At 62.9% G+C, this 20,693-nt stretch carries 20 protein-coding genes and 1 pseudogene; 13 read left to right on the forward strand and 8 right to left on the reverse strand.

Annotation, left to right across the window (positions count from 1 at the left end; all coding sequences use genetic code 11):
- From ACQ4W7_RS02890 to ACQ4W7_RS02910, 5 genes and pseudogenes are all read left to right on the forward strand, one after another.
- A pseudogene (locus tag ACQ4W7_RS02890) lies at positions 1 to 122 on the forward strand (IS481 family transposase); the annotation flags it as partial.
- A 174-nt stretch (positions 123 to 296) separates the two neighbouring features.
- Complete coding sequence (locus tag ACQ4W7_RS02895; protein WP_436528299.1) at positions 297 to 1,334, forward strand: zinc-dependent alcohol dehydrogenase; 1,038 nt, start codon at positions 297 to 299, stop codon at positions 1,332 to 1,334.
- Between the two features lie 82 nt (positions 1,335 to 1,416).
- Positions 1,417 to 2,145, forward strand: coding sequence for a hypothetical protein (locus ACQ4W7_RS02900; RefSeq protein WP_436528301.1), 729 nt, complete (start codon positions 1,417 to 1,419; stop codon positions 2,143 to 2,145).
- Positions 2,146 to 2,303: 158 nt separating this feature from the next.
- Positions 2,304 to 4,253, forward strand: coding sequence for an FTR1 family protein (locus ACQ4W7_RS02905; RefSeq protein WP_436528303.1), 1,950 nt, complete (start codon positions 2,304 to 2,306; stop codon positions 4,251 to 4,253).
- Positions 4,254 to 4,887: 634 nt separating this feature from the next.
- The gene (locus ACQ4W7_RS02910) at positions 4,888 to 5,292 is read left to right on the forward strand and encodes a ribonuclease domain-containing protein (protein WP_426071148.1); all 405 of its coding nucleotides are present in this window, start codon (positions 4,888 to 4,890) and stop codon (positions 5,290 to 5,292) included.
- A 39-nt stretch (positions 5,293 to 5,331) separates the two neighbouring features.
- Here the strand turns inward: ACQ4W7_RS02910 and ACQ4W7_RS02915 are convergent, their stop codons facing one another.
- A complete protein-coding gene (locus ACQ4W7_RS02915) occupies positions 5,332 to 5,703 on the reverse strand; it encodes a gamma-glutamylcyclotransferase family protein (RefSeq protein ID WP_436528305.1) in 372 nt (123 codons plus the stop codon).
- Between the two features lie 194 nt (positions 5,704 to 5,897).
- Here ACQ4W7_RS02915 and ACQ4W7_RS02920 point away from each other — a divergent pair, with 194 nt between their 5' ends.
- The 3 genes from ACQ4W7_RS02920 to ACQ4W7_RS02930 all read left to right on the forward strand — a co-directional run bounded on the left by ACQ4W7_RS02920 (position 5,898) and on the right by ACQ4W7_RS02930 (position 8,500).
- Positions 5,898 to 6,503 carry a TetR/AcrR family transcriptional regulator gene (locus ACQ4W7_RS02920; RefSeq protein WP_436528307.1) on the forward strand — a complete coding sequence of 202 codons (606 nt, stop codon included), beginning with the start codon at positions 5,898 to 5,900 and terminating at the stop codon, positions 6,501 to 6,503.
- Between the two features lie 104 nt (positions 6,504 to 6,607).
- The gene (locus tag ACQ4W7_RS02925) at positions 6,608 to 7,417 is read left to right on the forward strand and encodes an oxidoreductase (RefSeq protein ID WP_436528309.1); all 810 of its coding nucleotides are present in this window, start codon (positions 6,608 to 6,610) and stop codon (positions 7,415 to 7,417) included.
- Between the two features lie 36 nt (positions 7,418 to 7,453).
- Positions 7,454 to 8,500 carry an NADP-dependent oxidoreductase gene (locus ACQ4W7_RS02930; protein ID WP_436528311.1) on the forward strand — a complete coding sequence of 349 codons (1,047 nt, stop codon included), beginning with the start codon at positions 7,454 to 7,456 and terminating at the stop codon, positions 8,498 to 8,500.
- Here ACQ4W7_RS02930 and ACQ4W7_RS02935 read toward each other — a convergent pair.
- Entirely contained in the window at positions 8,463 to 9,227 is a 765-nt protein-coding gene (locus tag ACQ4W7_RS02935; RefSeq protein ID WP_426071152.1) for a LytR/AlgR family response regulator transcription factor, read from the reverse strand. The genes ACQ4W7_RS02930 and ACQ4W7_RS02935 overlap by 38 nt on opposite strands.
- A 2-nt stretch (positions 9,228 to 9,229) precedes the next feature.
- The gene (locus ACQ4W7_RS02940) at positions 9,230 to 10,303 is read right to left on the reverse strand and encodes a sensor histidine kinase (protein WP_436528314.1); all 1,074 of its coding nucleotides are present in this window, start codon (positions 10,301 to 10,303) and stop codon (positions 9,230 to 9,232) included.
- A 138-nt stretch (positions 10,304 to 10,441) separates the two neighbouring features.
- Between ACQ4W7_RS02940 and ACQ4W7_RS02945 the strand changes: the two genes are divergently transcribed.
- Complete coding sequence (locus ACQ4W7_RS02945; RefSeq protein WP_436528316.1) at positions 10,442 to 11,281, forward strand: DUF2306 domain-containing protein; 840 nt, start codon at positions 10,442 to 10,444, stop codon at positions 11,279 to 11,281.
- Positions 11,282 to 11,300: 19 nt separating this feature from the next.
- On the opposite strand, the gene ACQ4W7_RS02950 is transcribed toward ACQ4W7_RS02945, so the two are convergent.
- Positions 11,301 to 12,806: an anion permease gene (locus ACQ4W7_RS02950; RefSeq protein WP_436528318.1), complete on the reverse strand. Its 1,506-nt coding sequence runs from the start codon at positions 12,804 to 12,806 to the stop codon at positions 11,301 to 11,303.
- A 260-nt stretch (positions 12,807 to 13,066) separates the two neighbouring features.
- On the opposite strand from ACQ4W7_RS02950, the gene ACQ4W7_RS02955 reads away from it, so the two are divergent.
- Both ACQ4W7_RS02955 and ACQ4W7_RS02960 read left to right on the forward strand, forming a co-directional pair.
- Positions 13,067 to 14,215, forward strand: a complete 1,149-nt coding sequence (locus ACQ4W7_RS02955; protein ID WP_436528320.1) for an acyltransferase family protein — start codon at positions 13,067 to 13,069, stop codon at positions 14,213 to 14,215.
- A gap of 233 nt (positions 14,216 to 14,448) precedes the next feature.
- Positions 14,449 to 15,222: a ferredoxin--NADP reductase gene (locus ACQ4W7_RS02960; RefSeq protein ID WP_426071156.1), complete on the forward strand. Its 774-nt coding sequence runs from the start codon at positions 14,449 to 14,451 to the stop codon at positions 15,220 to 15,222.
- A 73-nt stretch (positions 15,223 to 15,295) separates the two neighbouring features.
- Here ACQ4W7_RS02960 and ACQ4W7_RS02965 read toward each other — a convergent pair whose 3' ends face one another.
- Positions 15,296 to 16,954, reverse strand: a complete 1,659-nt coding sequence (locus tag ACQ4W7_RS02965) for a phosphoethanolamine transferase (RefSeq protein WP_436528323.1) — start codon at positions 16,952 to 16,954, stop codon at positions 15,296 to 15,298.
- A gap of 200 nt (positions 16,955 to 17,154) precedes the next feature.
- Here ACQ4W7_RS02965 and ACQ4W7_RS02970 point away from each other — a divergent pair, with 200 nt between their 5' ends.
- A complete protein-coding gene (locus ACQ4W7_RS02970; RefSeq protein ID WP_436528325.1) occupies positions 17,155 to 17,745 on the forward strand; it encodes a type 1 glutamine amidotransferase family protein in 591 nt (196 codons plus the stop codon).
- Here the strand turns inward: ACQ4W7_RS02970 and ACQ4W7_RS02975 are convergent.
- The 3 genes from ACQ4W7_RS02975 to ACQ4W7_RS02985 form a co-directional block, all read right to left on the reverse strand.
- Positions 17,742 to 19,220 carry a serine hydrolase domain-containing protein gene (locus ACQ4W7_RS02975; RefSeq protein WP_436528327.1) on the reverse strand — a complete coding sequence of 493 codons (1,479 nt, stop codon included), beginning with the start codon at positions 19,218 to 19,220 and terminating at the stop codon, positions 17,742 to 17,744. The two genes, ACQ4W7_RS02970 and ACQ4W7_RS02975, sit on opposite strands and share 4 nt — an antisense overlap.
- Before the next feature lie 85 nt (positions 19,221 to 19,305).
- The gene (locus tag ACQ4W7_RS02980; protein ID WP_436528329.1) at positions 19,306 to 19,635 is read right to left on the reverse strand and encodes an immunity protein Imm33 domain-containing protein; all 330 of its coding nucleotides are present in this window, start codon (positions 19,633 to 19,635) and stop codon (positions 19,306 to 19,308) included.
- 7 nt (positions 19,636 to 19,642) lie between these two features.
- Positions 19,643 to 20,011, reverse strand: coding sequence for a hypothetical protein (locus ACQ4W7_RS02985; protein WP_436528331.1), 369 nt, complete (start codon positions 20,009 to 20,011; stop codon positions 19,643 to 19,645).
- Positions 20,012 to 20,144: 133 nt separating this feature from the next.
- Here ACQ4W7_RS02985 and ACQ4W7_RS02990 point away from each other — a divergent pair, with 133 nt between their 5' ends.
- Positions 20,145 to 20,546, forward strand: a complete 402-nt coding sequence (locus ACQ4W7_RS02990; RefSeq protein WP_436528333.1) for a GFA family protein — start codon at positions 20,145 to 20,147, stop codon at positions 20,544 to 20,546.
- Positions 20,547 to 20,693: the final 147 nt, after the last annotated feature.

Raw genomic sequence — 20,693 nt, forward strand, 5'->3', positions numbered from 1 at the left:
ACAACATTCCGCAGCGCGCCTTAAATCATCAAACTCCCATCCAGGCGCTCAAAGAATGGCAGGCAAAGAAGCCGGATTTATTTGTTAAGCGTGTTTATAACCAGACGGGTCTTGACATTTAGGTAACGTGCGCTCATACATTGATATAGATCAATCAATTTTCGAATCGCATGCAGCAGAATGTGATCATTCGCAAGTCTCTGTTGACCAGACTATGGTAGAGCGCCTGGCTGGCGCATACCTTGCCATCAGCCCGGCACCCTGCACTACGCATGACCCATTTCATAAGGAATAACATGACACCCACTACAATGAAAGCCGCAGTTGTCGAGCAACTGGGGCAGCCCCTGGTGCTGCGCGAGGTTCCCGTGCCGGTTCCCGGCCCTGGCCAGATCCTGGTCAAGACCGAAGCTTGCGGCGTATGTCACACCGACTTGCATGCGGCGCGCGGGGACTGGCCTGTCAAGCCGACGCCGCCGTTCATTCCCGGCCACGAGGGCATCGGACTGGTGGTGGCCATGGGCACGGGCGTGACCGAGGTGCAACTGGGCGACCGCGTCGGCGTACCCTGGCTCTACTCGGCTTGCGGCCATTGCGAACATTGCCTGGCAGCCTGGGAAACCGTGTGCGCCGAGGCGCAGTTCGGCGGCTACACCAAGAATGGCGGTTTCGCCGAATACATCCTGGCCGACCCGCGCTACGTCGCGCACATTCCGGCCGGGCTGTCCGCCGTGCAGGCGGCGCCCATCATCTGCGCCGGCGTGACCAGTTACAAGGGCATCAAGGAAACGGGGGCGCGGCCGGGCCAGTGGCTGGTCGTCTCCGGCATCGGCGGACTGGGCCACCTGGCCGTCGAATATGCGCTGGCCATGGGCTTGCGCGTGGCGGCTGTCGACATCGATGAAGGCAAGCTGGAACACGCACGTGCCCTGGGCGCCGAAGTGACCATCAATGCCCGCCAGGGCGATCCCGTTGCGGCCCTGCGTGTAGCGACCGGTGGCGGGGCGCACGGCGTGCTGATCACGGCACCGTCGCTCGACGCCTTCCAGCAAGGCGTGGCGATGACGCGCAAGCGCGGCACCTGCGTGCTGGTGGGTTTGCCGCCGGGTGACTTCCCGACGCCGCTGTTCGACGTGGTCGCCAATTGCGTGACGATACGCGGCTCCTTCGTCGGCACGCGCCAGGACATGGCCGAGGCGCTTGCCTTTGCCGCCAACGGCAAGGTCAAGGCCGGCGTGGAATTGCAGCCGCTGTCGGCCATCAATGAGATCTTCAGCCGCCTGGAGCAAGGCAAGGTTGCCTCGCGCGTCGTGCTCGATTTCAGCAGTAACTGATCAGTACTCAGGCCAGGCGGTGTATCCGTGCGACGGCAAGGAATTGCCGTTGCTATGATGGCATATCATAAAGGACACACTGATGAAAACCTCCCATTTTTCCTCCCGCTTTTCTTCCTTCTCTTGCCTGCTGGCCTGCGCCGCCCTGGCCTGGCCGCTTGCTGCCAGCGCGGCCGACCAGGCCGCGTCCTCCCTGCCCGGACACTATTACCTGCAAGGCGTCATGGAAACGGGCTCCGAACTGCTGTTGAAAAAGGACGGCACTTTCAAATGGATGCTCAGTTACGGCAATACTGACGAGCAAGCCAGCGGCGCGTGGCGCGTTGCCGGCGATACGGTGACCCTGGTGACGGGCAACGACGGCAAGGAGCCGCAGTTTCGCGTGTTCGAGGAAACGGAAATGCGCATCCAGAAAGCCGCCGAAGCGGGCCTGTGGGTGGCCATCGTCGGCTTCCCCCGGCTGGGGCCGATGGCTGGCGTGGAAGTGAAGTTCGAGGCGCAAAGCGGCAAGACAGCCACGGCTGTGAGCGTGGCGAATGGCGACGCCATCGTCTCCATGCCGGCATCAGAACGCTGGGTACGCGCCGGCTTGCGCCGCCAGGGCGCGAAGGCCGACTATCAATGGCTGGCCGTGCCACCCGCGCGCGCGCAGGAACGCATCGCCGCGTTCGCCGTCACCGACAGTCAGTGGCTGCGGGGGCAGGCGTTCCAGAAGCTGGTCTTGCGCGTTGTCAAGGGCGGCTTGCAAGTGGACGACACGGACAGCGGATTGGCCAGAGGCCTGTACGCGAAACCGGCATCGAAGCAGTAGCCTTCCTCCCTCCTCGTTCCATTTTGCAGGCACGCTGCCCTGGTCAAGAAGATTGGCCAGGGCAACGCTGTTTGCGCCCATGCGCACCCGTGCGCCGTTGACACCCTGCACCGTCTGTCCTATAGTCGCCGGGTTAACGATAAATGAGAATGAGAATCATGTTCAACTCTATGAAGAAATGGCTAGTGTGCTATCCGCTCGTGGCCGCCAGCCTCAGCCTGTTACTGGCCGGCGGCGCGCAAGCGCAAGTGGCCGACCAGGGCGCTGGCGCCAAGCAGCTGTGGCAATTGATTGACTACGTTGCCGTCGATTACAGCGGCGCCGTCGAGCACGGCAAGGTGGTCAGCGCGGCCGAATACGCGGAAATGCTCGATTTTACCGACAACGCGACGACGCAGATCGCCGCCCTGCCCGCCCACGCTTCGAAGGCGGCGATTGCCGCCGCCATCGCCGAATTGCGCGCGGCCGTCGTCGCCAAGGCGGACGGCATGGAAGTCAAGCGCCTGGCGCACCACGCGAACGGCTTGCTGATTGCCGCGTATCCGATTCCCGTGGCGCCCAAAGTATTACCCAAGCTGGCGCGCGGTGCGGCCCTGTATGCGGCCCAGTGCGCTTCTTGCCATGGCGTGACCGGTGGCGGCGATGGACCGCTGGCGGCCAGCCTGGAACCGAAACCAATCGCCTTCACGGATGGTGATCGGGCGCAGTCGCGCAGCGTGATGGCGCTGTACCAAGTCATTTCGCAAGGCGTGGCCGGCACCTCGATGGCCAGTTTTGGCCAGCTGTCCGAAAACGAACGCTGGGACCTGGCCTTTTTTGTGGGCGGCATGTCGCACGACGCGGCGGCACGCGCGCACGGTGAAAAGCTGTGGCAAGACGATGCACGGGCCAAGAAGCTGTACGCGGACCTGGCTGCCGTGACGACCCTGACACAGGAAGCGGCGGCAGCCAAGTTGGGCGCGGACGAGGCGCAAGCCTTGACGGCGTACTTGCGCAGCCATCCGGACAAGGCCGAGGCGCACAAGCCGGCGGGCCTGGCCCTGTCGCGTTTGCGCCTGGCGGAAAGCCTGGCCGCCGTGCACGCGGGCGACCGCGCGGCAGCTACGCGCCTGGGTCTGTCGGCCTACCTGGACGGCTTCGAGCCGATCGAGCCGATGGTCGGCGCGCGCAACAAATCGCTGCTGCTGGCCGTGGAAAACGCCATGCTGGCTTACCGTTCCGCCGTTGCCAAAGGCACGGTAGCCGACGCCGAGGCGGCGGGAGAAAAGCTGCAGCAACTGTTTAGCCATGTGGAAGCGGAGCTGGGCGACGCCAAGGCCGAACCGATGACGACCTTTATCGGCGCCCTGACGATCTTGCTGCGCGAAGGCGTGGAAGCGCTGCTGATCGTGATCGGCATCATCGCCTTCCTGCGCAAGGCCAAGCGCAACGACGTATTGCCCTACGTACATGCTGGCTGGGCCAGCGCGCTGGTGGCGGGCGGCCTGACGTGGGTGGCAGCAACGTATCTGGTGACTATCAGCGGCGCCAGCCGGGAAGTGAGCGAAGGGCTCGGTTCCGTGTTTGCGGCGCTGGTCCTGCTCAGCGTGGGCTTGTGGATGCACCAGAAGAGCAGCGCCGGACGCTGGCAGGAATATCTGCACGAGAAACTCACGGCAGCGATGTCGCGCCGCTCCGCCTGGGGCTTGTTTGCCCTGGCCTTCATCGCCGTCTACCGCGAAGTCTTTGAAACCGTGCTGTTCTATTCCGCCCTGGCGGCGGACGGCAATGGCGGTGCCTTGCTGGGCGGCTTCCTGGTGGCCATCGTGCTGCTGGTGGTGATCGCCTGGGCCTTGCTGCGCACCAGCGCCCGCATGCCGATCGGAAAATTCTTCTCGCTGACCTCCGCTTTCGTGGCCGTGCTGGCCGTGATACTGATGGGTAAAGGCGTGGCCGCGCTGCAAGAAGCGGGCTGGGTGGGTGTGACTCCCGTCGATTTCATGCGCATTGATCTCTTGGGCATCCTGCCCACGGCAGAAACCTTGCTGGCGCAGGCTGCCATCCTGGCCATCATCGCCGCCGGCTATGGCTGGAACCGCGTTTCCGCAGGCAAGCGCAAGCCGGCCTGAGCTTGATACTAGCCCCTTGAAACGCGCCGGTACGGGCGTTTCCGCCAGCCCCCGATCGCTGCAGACAGCCATTGGGGGCTGTTGCATTGCGGCGGCCTAGCGCGACATTTCGGCTGCCGATTTAATGTGCTTGTGTACTTTCAATCCTGCCAGCCAGGTTTCCCCCACCACCATGTCGCGTAGCAACTGGTGTCAGAAGTTAATGATTGACGATGAATACATTCATCATTCAGGATTTCATATACTCGACAAAAAAATATCGGGAAAGCGATAGGCACAAACTGGCTCGCTTGTTGCCCATAACTGCGACATGGCCTGACGAATTGCCAATCACGAAAACTCTAACATTGTCACGTTAATGTGCTTGACTATGTGATTTCTCTGCGCGCCTTGCCCTGCATTTATTTCGCGCAGCATGACACCATCCATATGCGCACCATTTGGTCGACAACCTGCCCATTTCTCCGAAGAAGACATAAAATTATTTATCGGCACGTGACAATTGGATAGTTATATTTTCAAATATTTAACTATATTCAGCATTGCAGAGATTGCACCGGTCACCCGAACACCGGCCGCATACCGTATCAAAAAAAGCCTATCCGTTAAACGCACCACCAACGAAAGCTGATCGATGAAAGTTCAACGCGCAACAATATGGTCGCTGGGTCTTGTTATCGCAGGCGCCCTGTTTTCTTCCCATGCCTATGCGGCGAAGATCCCTGACTGCGGCAAAAGGGAACCGAGCAAAACCCTGCCTACCCCAAAAAATAGCGAATATGACGCCTACCGCAACGCCAAGGCGAGCGCGGTGGCAGGTGGTGCGGGCAATACCGTATTCAATAATAATGAAAAGCGCCTCCCGCCTGTCGGCAAGGACGAAGTTTATTATGAATACTATTTGGGTATCGGCGGCGACGGCGGCGCGGGTTCGCATCGTGCGGTATTGCTTGTGCAGACTCCGGCGGGCAAACGCAAGTTGGTGGAGCGCTACTATACGCAGGACCACTATACGTCCTTCTGCAGCCTGAAAAGCTAGCCCTTCTTTTTCCAAGTCAAGCCGCGCCGGAACCAGTAGTCACGGCGCAGCATCGCGCGCATCCACATACGCCCAGGCCTGCATGCCCGAAGCCAGGGTGACGCGTTCGCGCCGGTAAGCGGCTACCTCGTAGCCATCCGCCTGGCGTAATTCCGCAAGCGAGATGGCCAGCACGGCGCCCGGCACGCAAGCCGTTGGCTCGCCGCTGCGCGAGGCGATCGGATGGTGCGTCTTGCCGCTGGTCGTCACCACCTGCGCATCATCGATAGCCAGCAGCGCCAGGCGGTAGCCGGGCAATTGGTCGGGCCGGCCGTCCAGCAGGCGCCCGAAGGTGGCCAGCTGCACATCGGCCTGCTGTAAAGTGCCGTAAGAAAACAGCTGTTCTGGCGTTTCCGCTATAAAAGATCTCATTGCCGCTCCTTGTCGTTCCTTGTAGTTCGTTATCGTTCCTTGTCGTTCCTTATTCCAGCTCCCCAGCCAGTCATGAAACCAGTCCATGGCTAACGCGATGGCGCTGAAATCGGGCCATCACATTATTCACCTGCACCGTGGGGCAGGTCAATCGTGTGGCGGCGCAGCGCATGCACCATGCTGAAAATTGCGATATGATGACCGTCATGCAGAACTCATCTACCAAGCAAACAATCCAAAGCCGCAAGGAAGCCACCCATGAACGCATCGTCGAGGTGGCCACGCGCGCCATCCGCCGCAGCGGTTATGCAGGCACGGGCGTGGCCGACATCATGAAGGAAGCGGGCCTGACGCACGGCGGCTTTTATGCGCACTTCGCTTCGCGCGACGCCCTGCTGGCCGAAGCGGGCGACCGCGCTGGCGCCGAAGCGGTGGCGCTGGCGGCCAGGGTGGCGGCCGCCGCCCCGCCCGGCCAGGCGCTGCAAGCCATGCTGGCGGCGTATCTGTCGCCCGAACACATCGCCGCCATCGAGGTGGGCTGCCCCGTGTCGGCGCTGGGCTCGGAAATGCCGCGCCAGGCGCCCGAGGTGCGGCGCGCCGCCACCCTGCACATCAAGGAAATGATCGACCTGTTCGCGCGCCAGTTGCCGAACTGGGGCCAGCCCGAAGCGCACGCGCAAGCCATGGCCATGGTGTGCGCCATGATCGGCACCACCATCCTGGCGCGCGCCGTCGATGAGCCAGCCCTGTCGGATGCGCTGTGCGCGGCCACCCTGGCGCAGTTTCAAACGCCCGGCTAGCCGCACCGCCCGTGACCTTGATCCGTCCCGGGTTTTTTTTCAAACAAAAATATGACGATCATCATATGCCATATTCCATGCTGTCAATCACTGAAGGAACTGCCATGAAAAACCACAAGATTGCCCTGGTCAGCGGCGCCTCGTCCGGCATCGGTGCCGCCACGGCCCGGCGCCTGGTGCAAGCCGGCTATACGGTGTACGGCACCAGCCGCCGCGGTGACCAAGCGGCCGGGCTCGGCTATGCGATGCTGGCGCTCGACGTCACCAGCGATGCCTCGGTGGCGGCGGCCGTCGCTGCCGTCATGCAGGCGGAAGGCCGCATCGACTTGCTGGTGAATAACGCCGGTTTCGGCGTGGCCCCGGCAGGCGCCGAGGAAAGCAGCATTGCCCAGGCGCAAGCCATCTTCGACACGAATTTCTTCGGCGTCGTGCGCATGACGCTGGCCGTGCTGCCGCACATGCGGGCCCAGGGCGGCGGGCGCATCCTCAACATCGGTTCCGTCGTGGGCTTCCTGCCCATGCCCTACGGCGCACTGTATTCAGCCACCAAACACGCCATCGAAGGTTATACGGAATCGCTCGACCATGAAGTGCGCGGCTGGGACATCCGCGCCAGCGTCATCGAACCTGCCTACACAAAAACCACGTTCGAAGCCAATTTGCTGGCGCCCGATACCCCGCTGTCCACCTACCAGCAGGTGCGCGCGGCCGTCGTGCGCCGGCTGCAGGAACTCATGGCCGGCGCCGATGACCCTGGCGTGGTGGCCGACACCGTATTGGCGGCGGCGCAGGCAAGCCAGCCGAAATTGCGCTACACGGCCGGCCCGCTGGCCGCACGTTTGCGCCTGATGCGCCGCTTCCTGCCCGCCGCGCTGCTGGACGCCGGCTTGCGCAAGGACCTGCGACTGGCCTGAACGCCAGCATTTTTTCCAGCCTTCAACGAGAACATCATGCAAGCATTGCAATTAAAACAATACGCAGGCCTCGACCACATCGCATTTGCCGAACTGCCCCGCCCCGCGCCCGGCCCCGGCGAATTGCTGGTGCAGGTGCATGCCGTGGGACTGAACCCCATCGATTACCTGATTCCCAGGGGCGACTTCAAGCCGATATTGAAACTGCGGCTGCCGGCCACGCTGGGCAGCGACTTGGCCGGCGTCGTCGTGGCCGTGGGCAGCGCCGTCACGCGCTTTCAAGTGGGCGATGCCGTGTATGCGAGTGTTTTCGACACGCCATATGGCAGCCTGGCCGAATTTGCCGTCGTGCCCGAGCCTGCGGCCCCCCTCAAGCCGGCCAACCTCGATTTCGTGCAAGCCGCGTCGATTCCCATGGTGGGTTTGACGGCGTGGCAAGCCATGCATGAGCGCATGCAGCTCAAGGCTGGCCAGAAAGTGTTCATTCCGGCAGGTTCCGGCGGCATCGGCACGTTTGCCATCCAGCTGGCCAGACACCTGGGCGCCCGCGTGGGCACCACCACCAGCACGGCAAATGTCGAAGTGGTGCGCGGCCTGGGCGCCGATGAAGTGGTCGACTACAAACAACAGCCGTTCGAACAGGTATTGCGCGATTACGACGCCGTGCTGGGCACGGTGCGTGGCGACGGCCTGGAAAAGGCCTTGTGCATCGTCAAGCCTGGCAGCCAGGTCGTCTCGCTGGTCGGGCCGCCGGACGTCGCTTTCGCCCGCGCGCGCGGCATGAACCTGGTGCTGAAGCTGGTGTTTGCTTTGCTCAGCCGAAAAATCATCGGCCTGGCGAAGCGGCGCGGCGCCGACTATGCCTTCCACTTCGTGCGCCCCGACGGCGGCCAGCTGGCGCAGATCGCCGTCCTGCTGGATGCGGGAAGCATCCGCCCCGTGATCGACACGGTGTTTCCTTTTGCCGAAGCGAAACAGGCTCTCGCTTACCTGGCGCAGGGGCGCGCGCGCGGCAAGGTGGTGGTGCGGCTGCCCGTCGACTCAATCACATCTGCCGGAAATGCTGCAGATAGCTGCGGCTGACGGGCAAGGTGTCGCTGCTGCCGCGCAAGTGCAGCCGCGCCGTTTCATTCACGCCCCGCGTGACGGCACTGACATACGCCAGGTTGACGATGACGGAACGGTGTGTCTGCACGAAGCGGCCGGGGTCCAGTTGCTCGCCGAGTTCCTTGATGCTGGTGCGTATCAGGGCCTCGCCCTCTTCCCATGCCACCAGTGTGTATTTCTCTTCAGCACGCAGATAGCGCACTTGCTCGACGGGAATCAGACGCACGCTGCTGCCGACAGACGCCTTGATCCATTGCAGCCAGACAGGCGGCGCGGCGCGTAGTCCCAGCCTGCTGGCCAGTTGCTCGAGCACGGCGTCCAGCCCGTTGCCGGCCGCCAGCGGACTGGCGAGCCGCTCTTGCAATCGCTGCACCGTATCGGCCAGGCGGAGCGGGTCGACGGGTTTCACCAGGTAATCGATGGCGCCCTGCTCGAACGCCTGTAATGCGTACTGATCATACGCGGTGACGAACACCAGGTGCGCGCGGCGGGCCAGCGCGCGCGCCGTGGCGATGCCGTCCATGCCCGGCATGCGGATATCGAGAAAGACAATCTCGGGTTGATGCAGCTCAAACAGTTCCAGCGCTTCGACGCCATTGCGCGCATCGCCGATGACGCGCAACCGGGGCCACAAGCTGGCCAGATGGCTGCGCAGGCGCTCGCGCAGCAGCGGTTCGTCGTCGGCGATCAGGGCGGTCGTCATGGTCAATGCGTGTCTCCAGGAAGGATGAAATGCAGCTCGGCGCGCACGCCCTGCGGCGCGACGGCATGCAGTTCGAGGCGGGTGTCGGGGCCATACATGGCCAGCAGGCGGCTGCGCACATTGTTCAGGCCGGTGCCCGGCTGCGCCGTCTCCGCCATGCCCACGCCCGTGTCGCTGACCCAGACGCGCACCTTGCCGCTGACAGGCTCCACTTCGGTGCCCACGTCGATGCGCCCGCCTGCCACGCCGGGATCGATGCCATGGCTTACGGCGTTTTCCACCAGTGTCAGCAGCGCCATCGGCGGAAAGCGCAAGGTGGCCGCCTGCACGCAGCCGGCGACGGAAAATTGCAGGCGGTCCGGCATGCGCATCTGCATCAACGCAAGGTAGGCGCGCACCAGTTGCAGTTCCTGCTCCAGGGTGGCGGCCCCGTCGTTCAGGCGCGGCATGGCGGCGCGCAGATAGGCGATCAGCTGGCGCAGCACGGGCCCCGCCTGCGGCGCGCCGGTCGCCACCAGCGCTTCGACATTGGCCAGGGTGTTGAACAGGAAATGCGGCTCGATCCGCGCCTGCAACAGGCGCAGGCGCGCGTCCAGCAATTCGCGCTCCAAAGAACTGTTGACCAGCTCAGCCTGCAGGCGGTCTGCCCGTTCGCGCTCGCGCCGTTCGCTGCGCATGGCCAGCAGGGAAAACGACACGCCGAAGACGATGGCCAGAAACACCATCAGGAAGTGGCCGACGAGGGTTTGCGTTTGCGCAAGGTAGCTAAAGAACTGGCTGCGCTGCGTGGCCAGTGCCGTCACGAAGGCGGCCACGGGCGCCATCAGCACCACGGCGCCCACTCTTGCCGCCGCCAGGGGCAGCCAGCGCGGACGCAGGGCACCTGCCGCCGAATACGCCAGCAGCAAGGCGGCACCAATAAAACCGATACGCCCGAACACGCCCAGGTAAGAAGTCCCGCTGAGCAGGTGTAGCAGCCACGACAGCGACAAGGTGAAGACCGTCACGACGAGCGCCTGCCGCGCGCTGGGCAGAAGCGCGACGTAGCGGCGAGTGGTGGCGGGCGCAGATGTCATGGCATCACGATACCCGCGATACGCCCGCCGTTCAAGCCCTGAAAACCGCCGTTCGTCGCACCGGCGGCGCCTGTTCGCGCCCACTTGGGAAGCACGCGCCTATCTTGATGGCTGCACAACACCATCAGGAGACACGCCATGCCATCCGCACAATCCGCCGCTGGCCAGCGCCTGGCGCCATCACGCATCGGCGCCGCCACGGCGCTGTCCGCCGCCGCGACCTTCTGGTTCGCGGCCACCGTCATCGGCCAGCTGGTGTTTGCCGCCTACATCGTGGCCCTTTACGGCGGGCATGGCATACGCGGCAACTTCCAGGGCTGGAACGCGGTCATGTCGCACGGCCACGTGCCCGGCGATGGCGTGGGCAACCTGGCCACCGGCATCCACCTGCTGCTGGCGGCCGTCATCATGCTGGGCGGCGCCCTGCAACTGCTGCCCCAGCTGCGCCGCATCGCTCCGCGCGCGCACCGCTGGAACGGGCGCGTGTACCTGGCCGGCGCCGTGCTGGCCGCGTTGTCAGGCATCTACATGTTGTGGTGGCGCGGCGCCGTCGGCGACGTGGTGCAGCACATCGGCATCAGCCTCAATGCCGTGCTGGTGCTGCTGTTCGCGGGCATGACTCTGCGCCGCGCCTTGCAGCGCGATATTGCCGCGCACCGGCGCTGGGCGCTGCGGCTGTTCCTGGCCGTCAGCGGCGTATGGTTCTTCCGTGTCGGCCTGATGTTCTGGCTGGCCGTCAATGGCGGCCCGGCCGGTTTCGACCCAGGCAGCTTCACGGGACCTTTCCTGAGTTTTCTTGCCTACGCGCAGTATCTGTTGCCGCTAGCCGTGCTGGAGGGCTATTTGCGCAGCCGCGATAGCGGCAGCGCGCCGGCCCGCTGGACGATGGCGGCGCTGCTGTCGCTACTGACAGTGGCAATGGGCGTGGGCATCGCCGTCGCCAGCATGGGCATGTGGTTGCCGCGCATGCATGGCTGAGACGAGCTGACGCACAGCCTTACCAGTAACCGAGCAATTTCCACCAGGTCGTGCCGACAACGGCAAAGATCAGCAATTCCACCACGCACATGATGAAGCCGACGCGCCACCAGTTGCCCATCGTCACGAAGCCGCTGCCAAAGATGATGGGCGACGTGCCTGTCGCGTAGTGCGTCAGGGTCATCATGATGGCCGAGCCGGCTGTCATCATCAACATGAATGGCACGTGGTATTCGGCCGGGATCAGGTGCAGGCCCACCGTCAGGAAGGCCAGCAACATGGCGCTGATGTGGGCCGTCGTGCTGGCAAAGAAGTAATGCGAGAAGACGAACACCAGCACCAGGACGGCGGCTATCGGCAGCCAGTCCATGCCGCTGGCGACGATGGCGGCTTTCATGCCGGCCGAGAACCAGGCGATCACGCCCGTCTTGTTCAACTGCTCGGCCATCATGACCAGCGCGCCGAACCACACGAGGGTGTCCCAGGCGCTCTTTTCCGACAGCACGTCGTCCCAATCGATGGTGCCCGTGATAATCAACACGAACAAGCCGACAAAGGCCACCACCGTCGCATCGAGCGAAAACGTGGGACCGAACAGCATGGCGGGTACGTTCGCCCACAGCAACAGCAGCAAGGCAAAGGTGCCCAGCATGACTTTTTCCGATGGTGACAGCGGGCCCATGCTTTTCAATTCCGCCTTGGCGTAGGTGACGGCATCCGGCGTGGCTTTCAATTCCGGCGGCGACAGCCAGTAGATGATCAAAGGCATCACCAGCAGGCAGACCAGGCCCGGCAGCAGCATGCACAGGGCCCAGGTGGTCCATGTCAGGTGGAAACTCTGGCCGCTGGCCTTGGCCACGAAATCGACCACCAGCGGATTGGGCGCCGTGGCCGTCAGGAACATGGCCGAGGTGATGGGGTTGGCGTGGTAGTTGACGAGGGCCAGATACGTGCCCACCTTCCCTTCCGTGCCCTTGGCAGGGTCCGAATCGAAGGCGTTGGCGATCGATTTCATGACGGGATGGACGATGCCGCCACCGCGTGCTGTGTTACTCGGCGTAAATGGCGCCAGCACCAGTTCGCAAATCGCCAGGCCGTAGCCGATGCCCATGGTGCGTTTGCCCAGCAGGGAAATGAACAGCAGGCCGATGCGGCTGCCCAGCCCCGTCTTTTTCAGGCCGCGCGAAATCAGGATCGCCACGACGATCAGCCAGATCAAAGGATTCGAGAAACTGCTGAGCGCATCCGTGATGGCGCCCTTGGACGAGGTCGACGTCACTTGCGACAATGATACGATGACGATGGCCATCATGGCCATCACGCCGATCGGCATGACTTTTAAGATGATCGCCAGGATGGTGGTGAGGAAAATAGCCACCAGGCCCCAGGCCTTGGGCGTCAAGCCGTCCGGCGCCGGCAGCAATAGCATGCTCACCAGCAAGGCCGTGCAAATCAGGGCGGGGACGAGGCGGAATGGGACGGCTTCCTTGAAATGCAGGAACATGTCGCGCACTGTTTTATACATCTTTATTACCTTTCGCTGTGGGTCAGGCATCCTGGCGGTCGGAATCGTGCACGCCGATTCATGGGCCGGAAGGCATAAGTAGCGCGCCCGCAAGATGATAGATGCCCAACCATTCTGTTCGGCAATATCATACACGCAAGACTTCCCTGTCTTCGCCCTGTTGCCGCTTTCGACACCGACTATCTGCATAATCGTTGACCGGCAAGCGACACATGTCGCATCATGCCCCTATAAGTTGCCATACATGACAAGGAACCACAGTGAATAATACCCGCAACCGCCATATCGACGCCCTGCGCGGCGCGGCCATCCTGTGCGTGCTGGTGCTGCACTTCGCGCTGGCCTATGGCTTGAAGAACAGCCCGCTCTCGGCCTTGCCGGGATGGCTTCTGGGCGCCGCCTATCAGGGCAATTACGGCGTGACCATGTTCTTCGTTATTTCCGGCTACCTGATCACCTCGACCTCGCTACGCCGGTGGGGCGACCTGGCGCGCATCGACCTGGCGGCGTTTTATGCATACCGCATCGCCCGCCTGCTACCGTCTCTGCTGCTGGCCCTGTCCCTCATCGTGCTGCTGGGCGTGCTTGACGTGCCCTTCTTTGCCAATTCGGACGGCGGCAAGGACTTGCCAGCCAGCTATTTCTTCATCGCCATCGCTTCCATACTGACCTTCTGGCACAACGTGCTGATGCAAAGCGCCGGCTATTTCAATTACTGCCTGAACGTGTACTGGTCGCTATCGGTCGAGGAAATGTTTTATCTGCTGCTGCCGCTGTCGTGCCGCTTCCTGCGCCAGCGCCAGGCGATCATGCTGCTGTGCGGCGCTGCCATCGTGGCCGGCCCCGTCTATCGCAGCCTGCACGCGGACAACGAAATCTATTTCATGTATGGCTATGTCGCCTGTTTCGACGCCATCGCCATCGGCTGCCTGACGGCCCTGCTGACACAACATTGGCAGCCGGGCACGCGTGCCGGGCAACGCTTGCGCTGGGTAGCGGGCTTGGCCCTGGCGGCCCTGTATGTGCGCGGCATCGGCGGCCATGAAGTCTTCGGCTTCAGCGCGATCGCGCTGGCCAGCGCCGCCTTCATCGTGGGCGCCACGGCGGGCCAGGCAGCCGGCCAGAGCCGCCCCGGTCCGCTGCAATGGCTGGGACGGCACAGCTATGAGCTGTACTTGTTCCATATCATCGTGCTGGCCGCCATGCGCAATGTGGTCGACAAGGCGGGCCTGGGTTACGCGGAGCGCCTGCCGTGGCTGGCGCTTTTCCTGGCCGCAACGGCGCTGGCGGCCACCCTCGTCGCCCGCACCGTGTCCGAACCGGCGAATACCGCCCTGCGCCGGCGCTTCCGGGGCGTCGTTGCGGCCGCGCCTGCACGCACTGGCGACAGCCCTGGAGCGGCGCCTTGAAAAAGTGAGCCAGGTCAAGAGAGCGCATGCCCACAGCCCGTTTCCGGGCAAATACCAGCCCTAACTTGCCATCCGCACTATAATGTCGGCACCGCATGCGGCAGCGATGGCGGCGATAGACGGTAACAATTTCGTGTGGACGCCAGTACAATAGCGTCTGGGCCTACACAGGGTTTCACTTTTGCCAGCAGTTGCCAGCAACTAACCATTTTTTTGACCAGCCAACAAACACTATGAGTTCGATGAATGAAGAGCGCGTATTAAGCGTGCACCACTGGACGGATACCCTGTTCTCCTTTACCACCACGCGCGACCCGTCGCTGCGTTTCTCGAATGGCCATTTCACCATGATCGGCCTGCGCGTCGATGGCAAGCCCTTGCTGCGCGCCTACAGTATCGCCAGCGCCAATTACGAAGAGCACCTGGAATTTTTCAGCATCAAGGTACCGGGTGGCCCCCTGACATCGCGTTTGCAACACTTGCAAGTGGGCGACACCGTCATCGTCGGCCGCAAGCCGACGGGCACCCTGGTGTCCGACTACCTGCTGCCAGGCAAGCGCCTGTACATGCTGTCGACGGGCACGGGCCTGGCGCCGTTCCTCAGCATCGTGCGCGATCCGGACATCTACGAGCGCTTCGACCAGCTGATCCTCGTGCATGGCGTGCGCCAGGTCGATGAACTGGCCTACCGCGAGCTGCTGGAAGAGCACCTGCCGAAGCATGAATTCCTGGGCGAAATGGTCAGCGACAAGCTGCGCTACTACCCGACCGTCACGCGCGAAGACTTCCGCAACATGGGCCGCATCACGGCACTGATCGAAAGCGGCAAGCTGGCCGAAGACCTGGGCTTGCCGGCGCTGAACCCGGCCGAAGACCGCGTCATGATCTGCGGCAGCTCGGACATGCTGCGCGACCTGAAAGACATGCTCGAAGAGCGTGGCTTCAAGGAAGGCAATACCTCGACGCCTGGCGACTTCGTTGTCGAGCGCGCGTTCGCCGAGAAGTAATCGGCAATTCATCCGCAACACAACAGGGGCCCGGCCCCGCCGCTTTCCGCGGCGGCGCCGGGCCTCTTGCATGTCAGCTGGCGCCAGGTGCGCGGACCAGCACGGGCGTGCCGCGCTGGTATTGCAAGCCATTCATGAAGCGTTGCACGGGCTGAAAGGCGCTACTGAGGATATCGTCATGCGCCGCGTAATAACGCGTCTCGATCTTCAGCAAGCCCAGCACGGTCGCATCAAGCTTGTCCGTCTGATACGGCCGGCTTTCCAGCGCAGCGCGTGCGGCTGTCGATTGCGGCGCTTGCTGCTTGTTCCAGATCAACATGGGAATTTCATAGCCGCTCTTGTCCGACGCGGAATGGCCCGCGTGATTGCGGCTGTAACCGACTTCCTGCCCATGGTCGGAGACAAACAGCAGCGAGGCGGCGCGCCCGCCCTTGGCTTGGTCGGCCATGCCGATCAAGGTGCCCAGCACATAATCGCCATAGCGGATGGCGTTATCGTATTCATCGCGCCGGTTGCGTATCCAGCTTGACCTGCCCTGGCTGGCCATGTGCGCGCTGACAGCGTCCTGCGTCTGGTCGAAATGCGCAAAATGGCTGGGATAGCGCATGTCATAGCTGGGATGGGCGCCCAGCAGGTGCACCACGATCAGCTTTTTCGGTGCGCTATCGGCCAGTGCACGGGCGAACGGCGGCAACAGATTGCCGTCGAAATTATTTTCGCCACGTCCCGTACCGTAGTTGATGAAATCGCTTTCATCCGCCTCGCCCGCCAACAGTCCTATCCAGCCGTCGTTGCGCGTCTGGTTCGAGACCCAGAACGTCTTGTAGCCGGCCGCCTCGGCCAGCATCAGCAGGTTGGGCTTGGCCATCCACGCATCGGGGTTGCCGATATCGGCCGGCGTGAGCATGGTCATCATCGATTCCACCGTGCTGGACGCGGGTGAAATCACATCATTGAACACCAGCAGCTTGGAACGCATGGCATCGAGCCGGGGCGTGGTGGCGCGCGGGTAACCATACAGCGACATCGAGGCGCGGTTGGTGCTCTCGCCGATCACCAAGATGACGGTGCGGGCATCCTCGCCCGCATAGCGAACATGCCACTCGCGCGGCGCGGCCATGGCCGCCGTCAACGCATGTTGCATGGATTTCATCGCTTCCAACTGCGCACTGTACTGCTGGTAGCGCAGCGGCCAGAACAGGGCCGGATTTTCGCGCCGCATGGTGGTATTGACGTGCAGCAGCACGAGAAAGACGGCCATGGTGGTGGCAAAGCTTTTTTGCAGCAGGCTCGGCGCCGCACTGTCGCGCGCCGCTTGCCAGCGCAGCAACTGGCGGTCGGCCAGCAGCAGCGCCGCCGTCACGAGTACAAACCAGCCCGCCGATTGCGCCAGGGCAATGCTGTTGTGCAGGAAAAACTCTCCCGTTTCGGCTTGATCTGTCGCAAACATGGCCTGTAAAACCGCATTCGGATTCGGCCGCATGCCAAAATAGCCACGCAAAAACCCTTTGATGGCGGCGTCGAGGTAAAACACGGGCACCACCACGCGCAGCAGCACAGTGACGGCGCTGGCGTTGCGGCCCCAGGCGTGCAGCACGCCGCCCACGCCCAGCAGGAACGCCGCCAGCAAGACGCACAATTTCAGGCATTCGTTCGCACTTAATTGATCGAAGAGGAAGAAAAGCAGCAGGCCAGCAATGCTGAACAGGACACGGCAAAACAGAATCAGCATGGAGGCGACAGGTAAAAGGCAATCAAGGGGGACAGGCCCGTGCGGACGGGCCAGCGATTGTAGCGCAGCCTGTTGCAACTTGTACCATCATTTCTCGTGCGCTCCTGACAGAAATTGTCAGTCCTTTTTATTATGCTTTCGGCACCAGCAGGCGAACCAGCCTGTACTATCGATATCTCCACCTGCGACAGGACTTTTCCATGACACGTGCCATCACCATATTGACCGAGAACTTTGCCGATTGGGAAACCGCCCTGATCAACTCCACGGCGCGCCTGTATTACGGTTTTTATACGCAGTTCGCCACGCCGGGCGGCCTGCCCGTCACCTCGTCGGGCGGCATGCAGGTCACGCCGCAACTGGCGCTGGAAGCCATTTCACTCGATGAACTCGACTTGCTCATGGTGTGTGGCGGCAGCCACTGGCAAAGCGGCAAGGCGCCCGACCTGGGGCCCCTGCTGCGCGCCGCCCGCGACAAGAGCGTGGTTCTGGCCGGCATTTGCGATGGCACCAGCGTGCTGGCGCAGGCGGGCGTGCTCGACAACGTGCGCCACACTTCCAATTCCGCCGATAACCTGACGCATGTCGGCTATGCGGGCGCCGCCCTGTACCAGGATGTGCCCTGGGCCGTGGCCGACCAGCGCATCATCACGGCGCCAGGCACCGCGCCCGTCACCTTCACGCAAGAAGTCTTGCGCGCCCTCGGCATACACGACGAGAATCTGGCCGCTTACCTGGCCTTGCATGGGGCCGAGCACGGCAAGGCTGCGGCAGCCCAGGCGGCCCGTTAGTCGGCGGCCAGCACGCGCAAGCGCGCCACGGCGTGCGTGTTGCCTGCGTCCAGTTGCAGCGAACGGCGGTAATGCGTGACGGCCAGCGCCGTGGCACCATCCACCTCATACGCTTCGGCCAGGCTGTCGTGGCCATTCGCCCCTTGCGGGTAGAGTTGCACGCCTAGCTGGAAAACGGCGACCGCCTGCTTCGGCTGCTGCCGGCGCAGCAGGCGGTAGCCCCAGGCATTCAAGTCGTCTTCGGTCGGCTCAGACAGCCCATGCTGGCGCCGGATGGCCGCCAGTTTCTTGTCCAGCCCGTCATAGCCCGCGCTGGCCGCGGCGTTGCGCAGCAGGTGCGCGGCATACGCGCCGCCGCGCTGCTGGCGCAGGGCGGGAATGTAAAAGCCGGCGACGGTATCGATCAGCTGTTCCGGCTGGCCGCCGGCCAGGTTGCTGAGGATAATGACGGCCAGGCCATCGTCCGGATACACATAGAAGGCTGAGCGGGCGCCGCCGATGCCGGCCACGGCGCGGTGGCCATCACGGCCGATGGTGGGCCAGCCCAGCGCCCACGGCGCCGGCTTGCCGTCGTTCAAGCTGCTCGGCTGCCACAGCCGTGCCACGCTGGCGGGCGCCAGCAAGCGTCCCGCCTGCAGCGCGATGAGCCAGTTCGCCAGTTCACCCGCATTGCTATTGATGCCGGCCCCGGCGCGCATGAATACGGGGAAATCCTCGATCACGTTGCGGTAACCGTTGCCGCCCCTGTCCAGCACGTAGGAACTGGCCTTGCCCACGACCACGTCCTTCGCATCGCCAAAGCCGCTGTGTCGCATGCCCGCCACGTCAAACTGCTGACGCTGGATGAAGGAGACAAAGGACTGGCCGCTTTGCCGCTCGATCAATTGCGCCAACAACACGTAATTGGTCTGGTTATAGCGGTAGCGCTCGCCTGGCCGGGCTTCCACCGACAGCGCCTGTACGGTTTTCCACGCCGCATCGGCGTCGTCCGGCTGCGGCCCCACCAGCTTGCCGCTGCGCTGGTCCAGCACATCGGGCAAGCCCGAAGTATGGTTGAGCAATTGCGTTACCGTCACGGCTTGCCAGGCTAAAGGCAAGCCCGTCAGATACTGGCCGATGGGCGCCGCCAGATCGATCTTGCCCTGCTGCACCAGTTGCATCACGGCCACGCCCGTAAACGCTTTCGTCGCCGAATTGATGGAGAACAGGCTGGCGTCGGTCACCGGCACCTGGTATTGCAGGCTGGCCAGGCCGAAATTGCGCGACAGCACGACCTTGCCACGCTGTATCACTGCCAGTTGCAACCCTGGAATCTGGCGCTCCTGCATTTCGCTGCGCACAAAGACGGCGATGTCCTGTTCCGCGCGCAATGCCTGCGGCCCGCTGGCGGGAGCGGCAGTGGTGGCGGCGGTGACGGAAGAGGCAACGGCGGCAAGCGCCATGACCAGCAGGACAGACGGGAGGTGTGGCTTCAAGATGCGGCTTTCGGCAAGAGAAAACGGAACAGCAGCATCCCATACCTATTTATCAACGTCAACGATAATCCTGCCGGTTAGAAAGTTACTCTTCCAGCCACACGTCTTCATACCCTTCCCGGTCGAGAATAAATTTGGCGCCGCTGGGCAATGCCAGGTAATCGACCACTTGCGGCAGCATCTCGTGCAGGTGCTCCGCATGCAGGGCCTGGTAAAAGCCGCTGGCATCGTCGTGCTCGCCGCAGTGGATGAACCAGCTGATGCTGCCGTTTTCCGGCAGCACAATGCGCGTGCCGTAGATGGGCGATTGGTCGAGGCTGCCGATGGCCAGGGCCACCATGGGCTCGGGCGCCTGCGCCGGCAAGCCGAATTTGTCGCAGATGCGCTGTTGTGTTTCGCTGATCGGTTCAGTCATGCTGCTCTCAGGATCCGATGTATTGGTAATGCAGGCGCAGCGCGCCATCGTGGCCGGACATTTCCAGGTGCAAGGTCGCTTCGCCCGGCTTGCCATCGGCCAGCAACAGGCATTCCATGCCCAGCGGTCCGGCGTCGGTCGCATACACATCGACGGCAGGACGGCCACCCTTGCCCGGCACAAAGGCCTGCGCCAGCGGCGCCAGCGACAGCGTCTGGTTTGCCGAAAAATAGCTGTCGAGCATCTCGACGATCTCCTCGGCCACGCCCGGCGACAGGGACCAGTCGCGTTGCAGCGCGATAGGATCGCGCCGGTCGAGCGTGTGCACGAAGGCTGCCGCCTGCGCATACGCCTGTTGCCGCACGCTGTCAGTCATGCTCATTTCCATACTACAACTCCTGTCCCGTCCATTCAACAGCCGTCATTATAGGGCGTGACCTGGTGGATGCCACACTCTCGCCATGCCGACAGTTGCATGACAGTCCGGCAACCCTGTAAAGTGGGTCACGATGAAAAAAACCTACCATGGCAGTTGCCACTGCGGTGCCGTGCGCTTCGCAGCCGAGATCGACCTGGCGGCCCCCAGCCTGCGCTGCAACTGTTCGTTCTGTCTGAAAGTGCGCTGCTGGGCCAGTCTGGTGTCCCCCTCGGACTTCCGCCTGCTGCTTGGCAAGGGGGACTTGAGCGAATACCGTTTCGGCGCCGGCCGCGAACGCCACTATTTTTGCCGCCATTGCGGCGTGCGCCCGTTTGGCCACGGTGATTCTGCACGTAGCGGTCCGTTTATCGGCATCAGCGTCAGTTGCCTCGATGATGCGTCGGTGGCTGAACTGGCCCAGGTACCAGTCACCTTTATCGATGGCTGGCATGACGAGTGGGACAGGCCGCCGCAGGAAACACGGCATCTGTAAAAATGCAATGTAGAAATGGTTGTTACGCACCACGGAGTTTTCCTACGTGGCGACAGGGAGTGTCCCTATGGTTAAGCCAACATCCGGCAGCGAAAATGGCCTCCACGCTGCTGCACCTCGCCAGAGTCCTGGCAAGAGCATCCTTCA

Source organism: Janthinobacterium algoris, assembly GCF_051380935.1.
Taxonomy (GTDB): domain Bacteria; phylum Pseudomonadota; class Gammaproteobacteria; order Burkholderiales; family Burkholderiaceae_D; genus Janthinobacterium.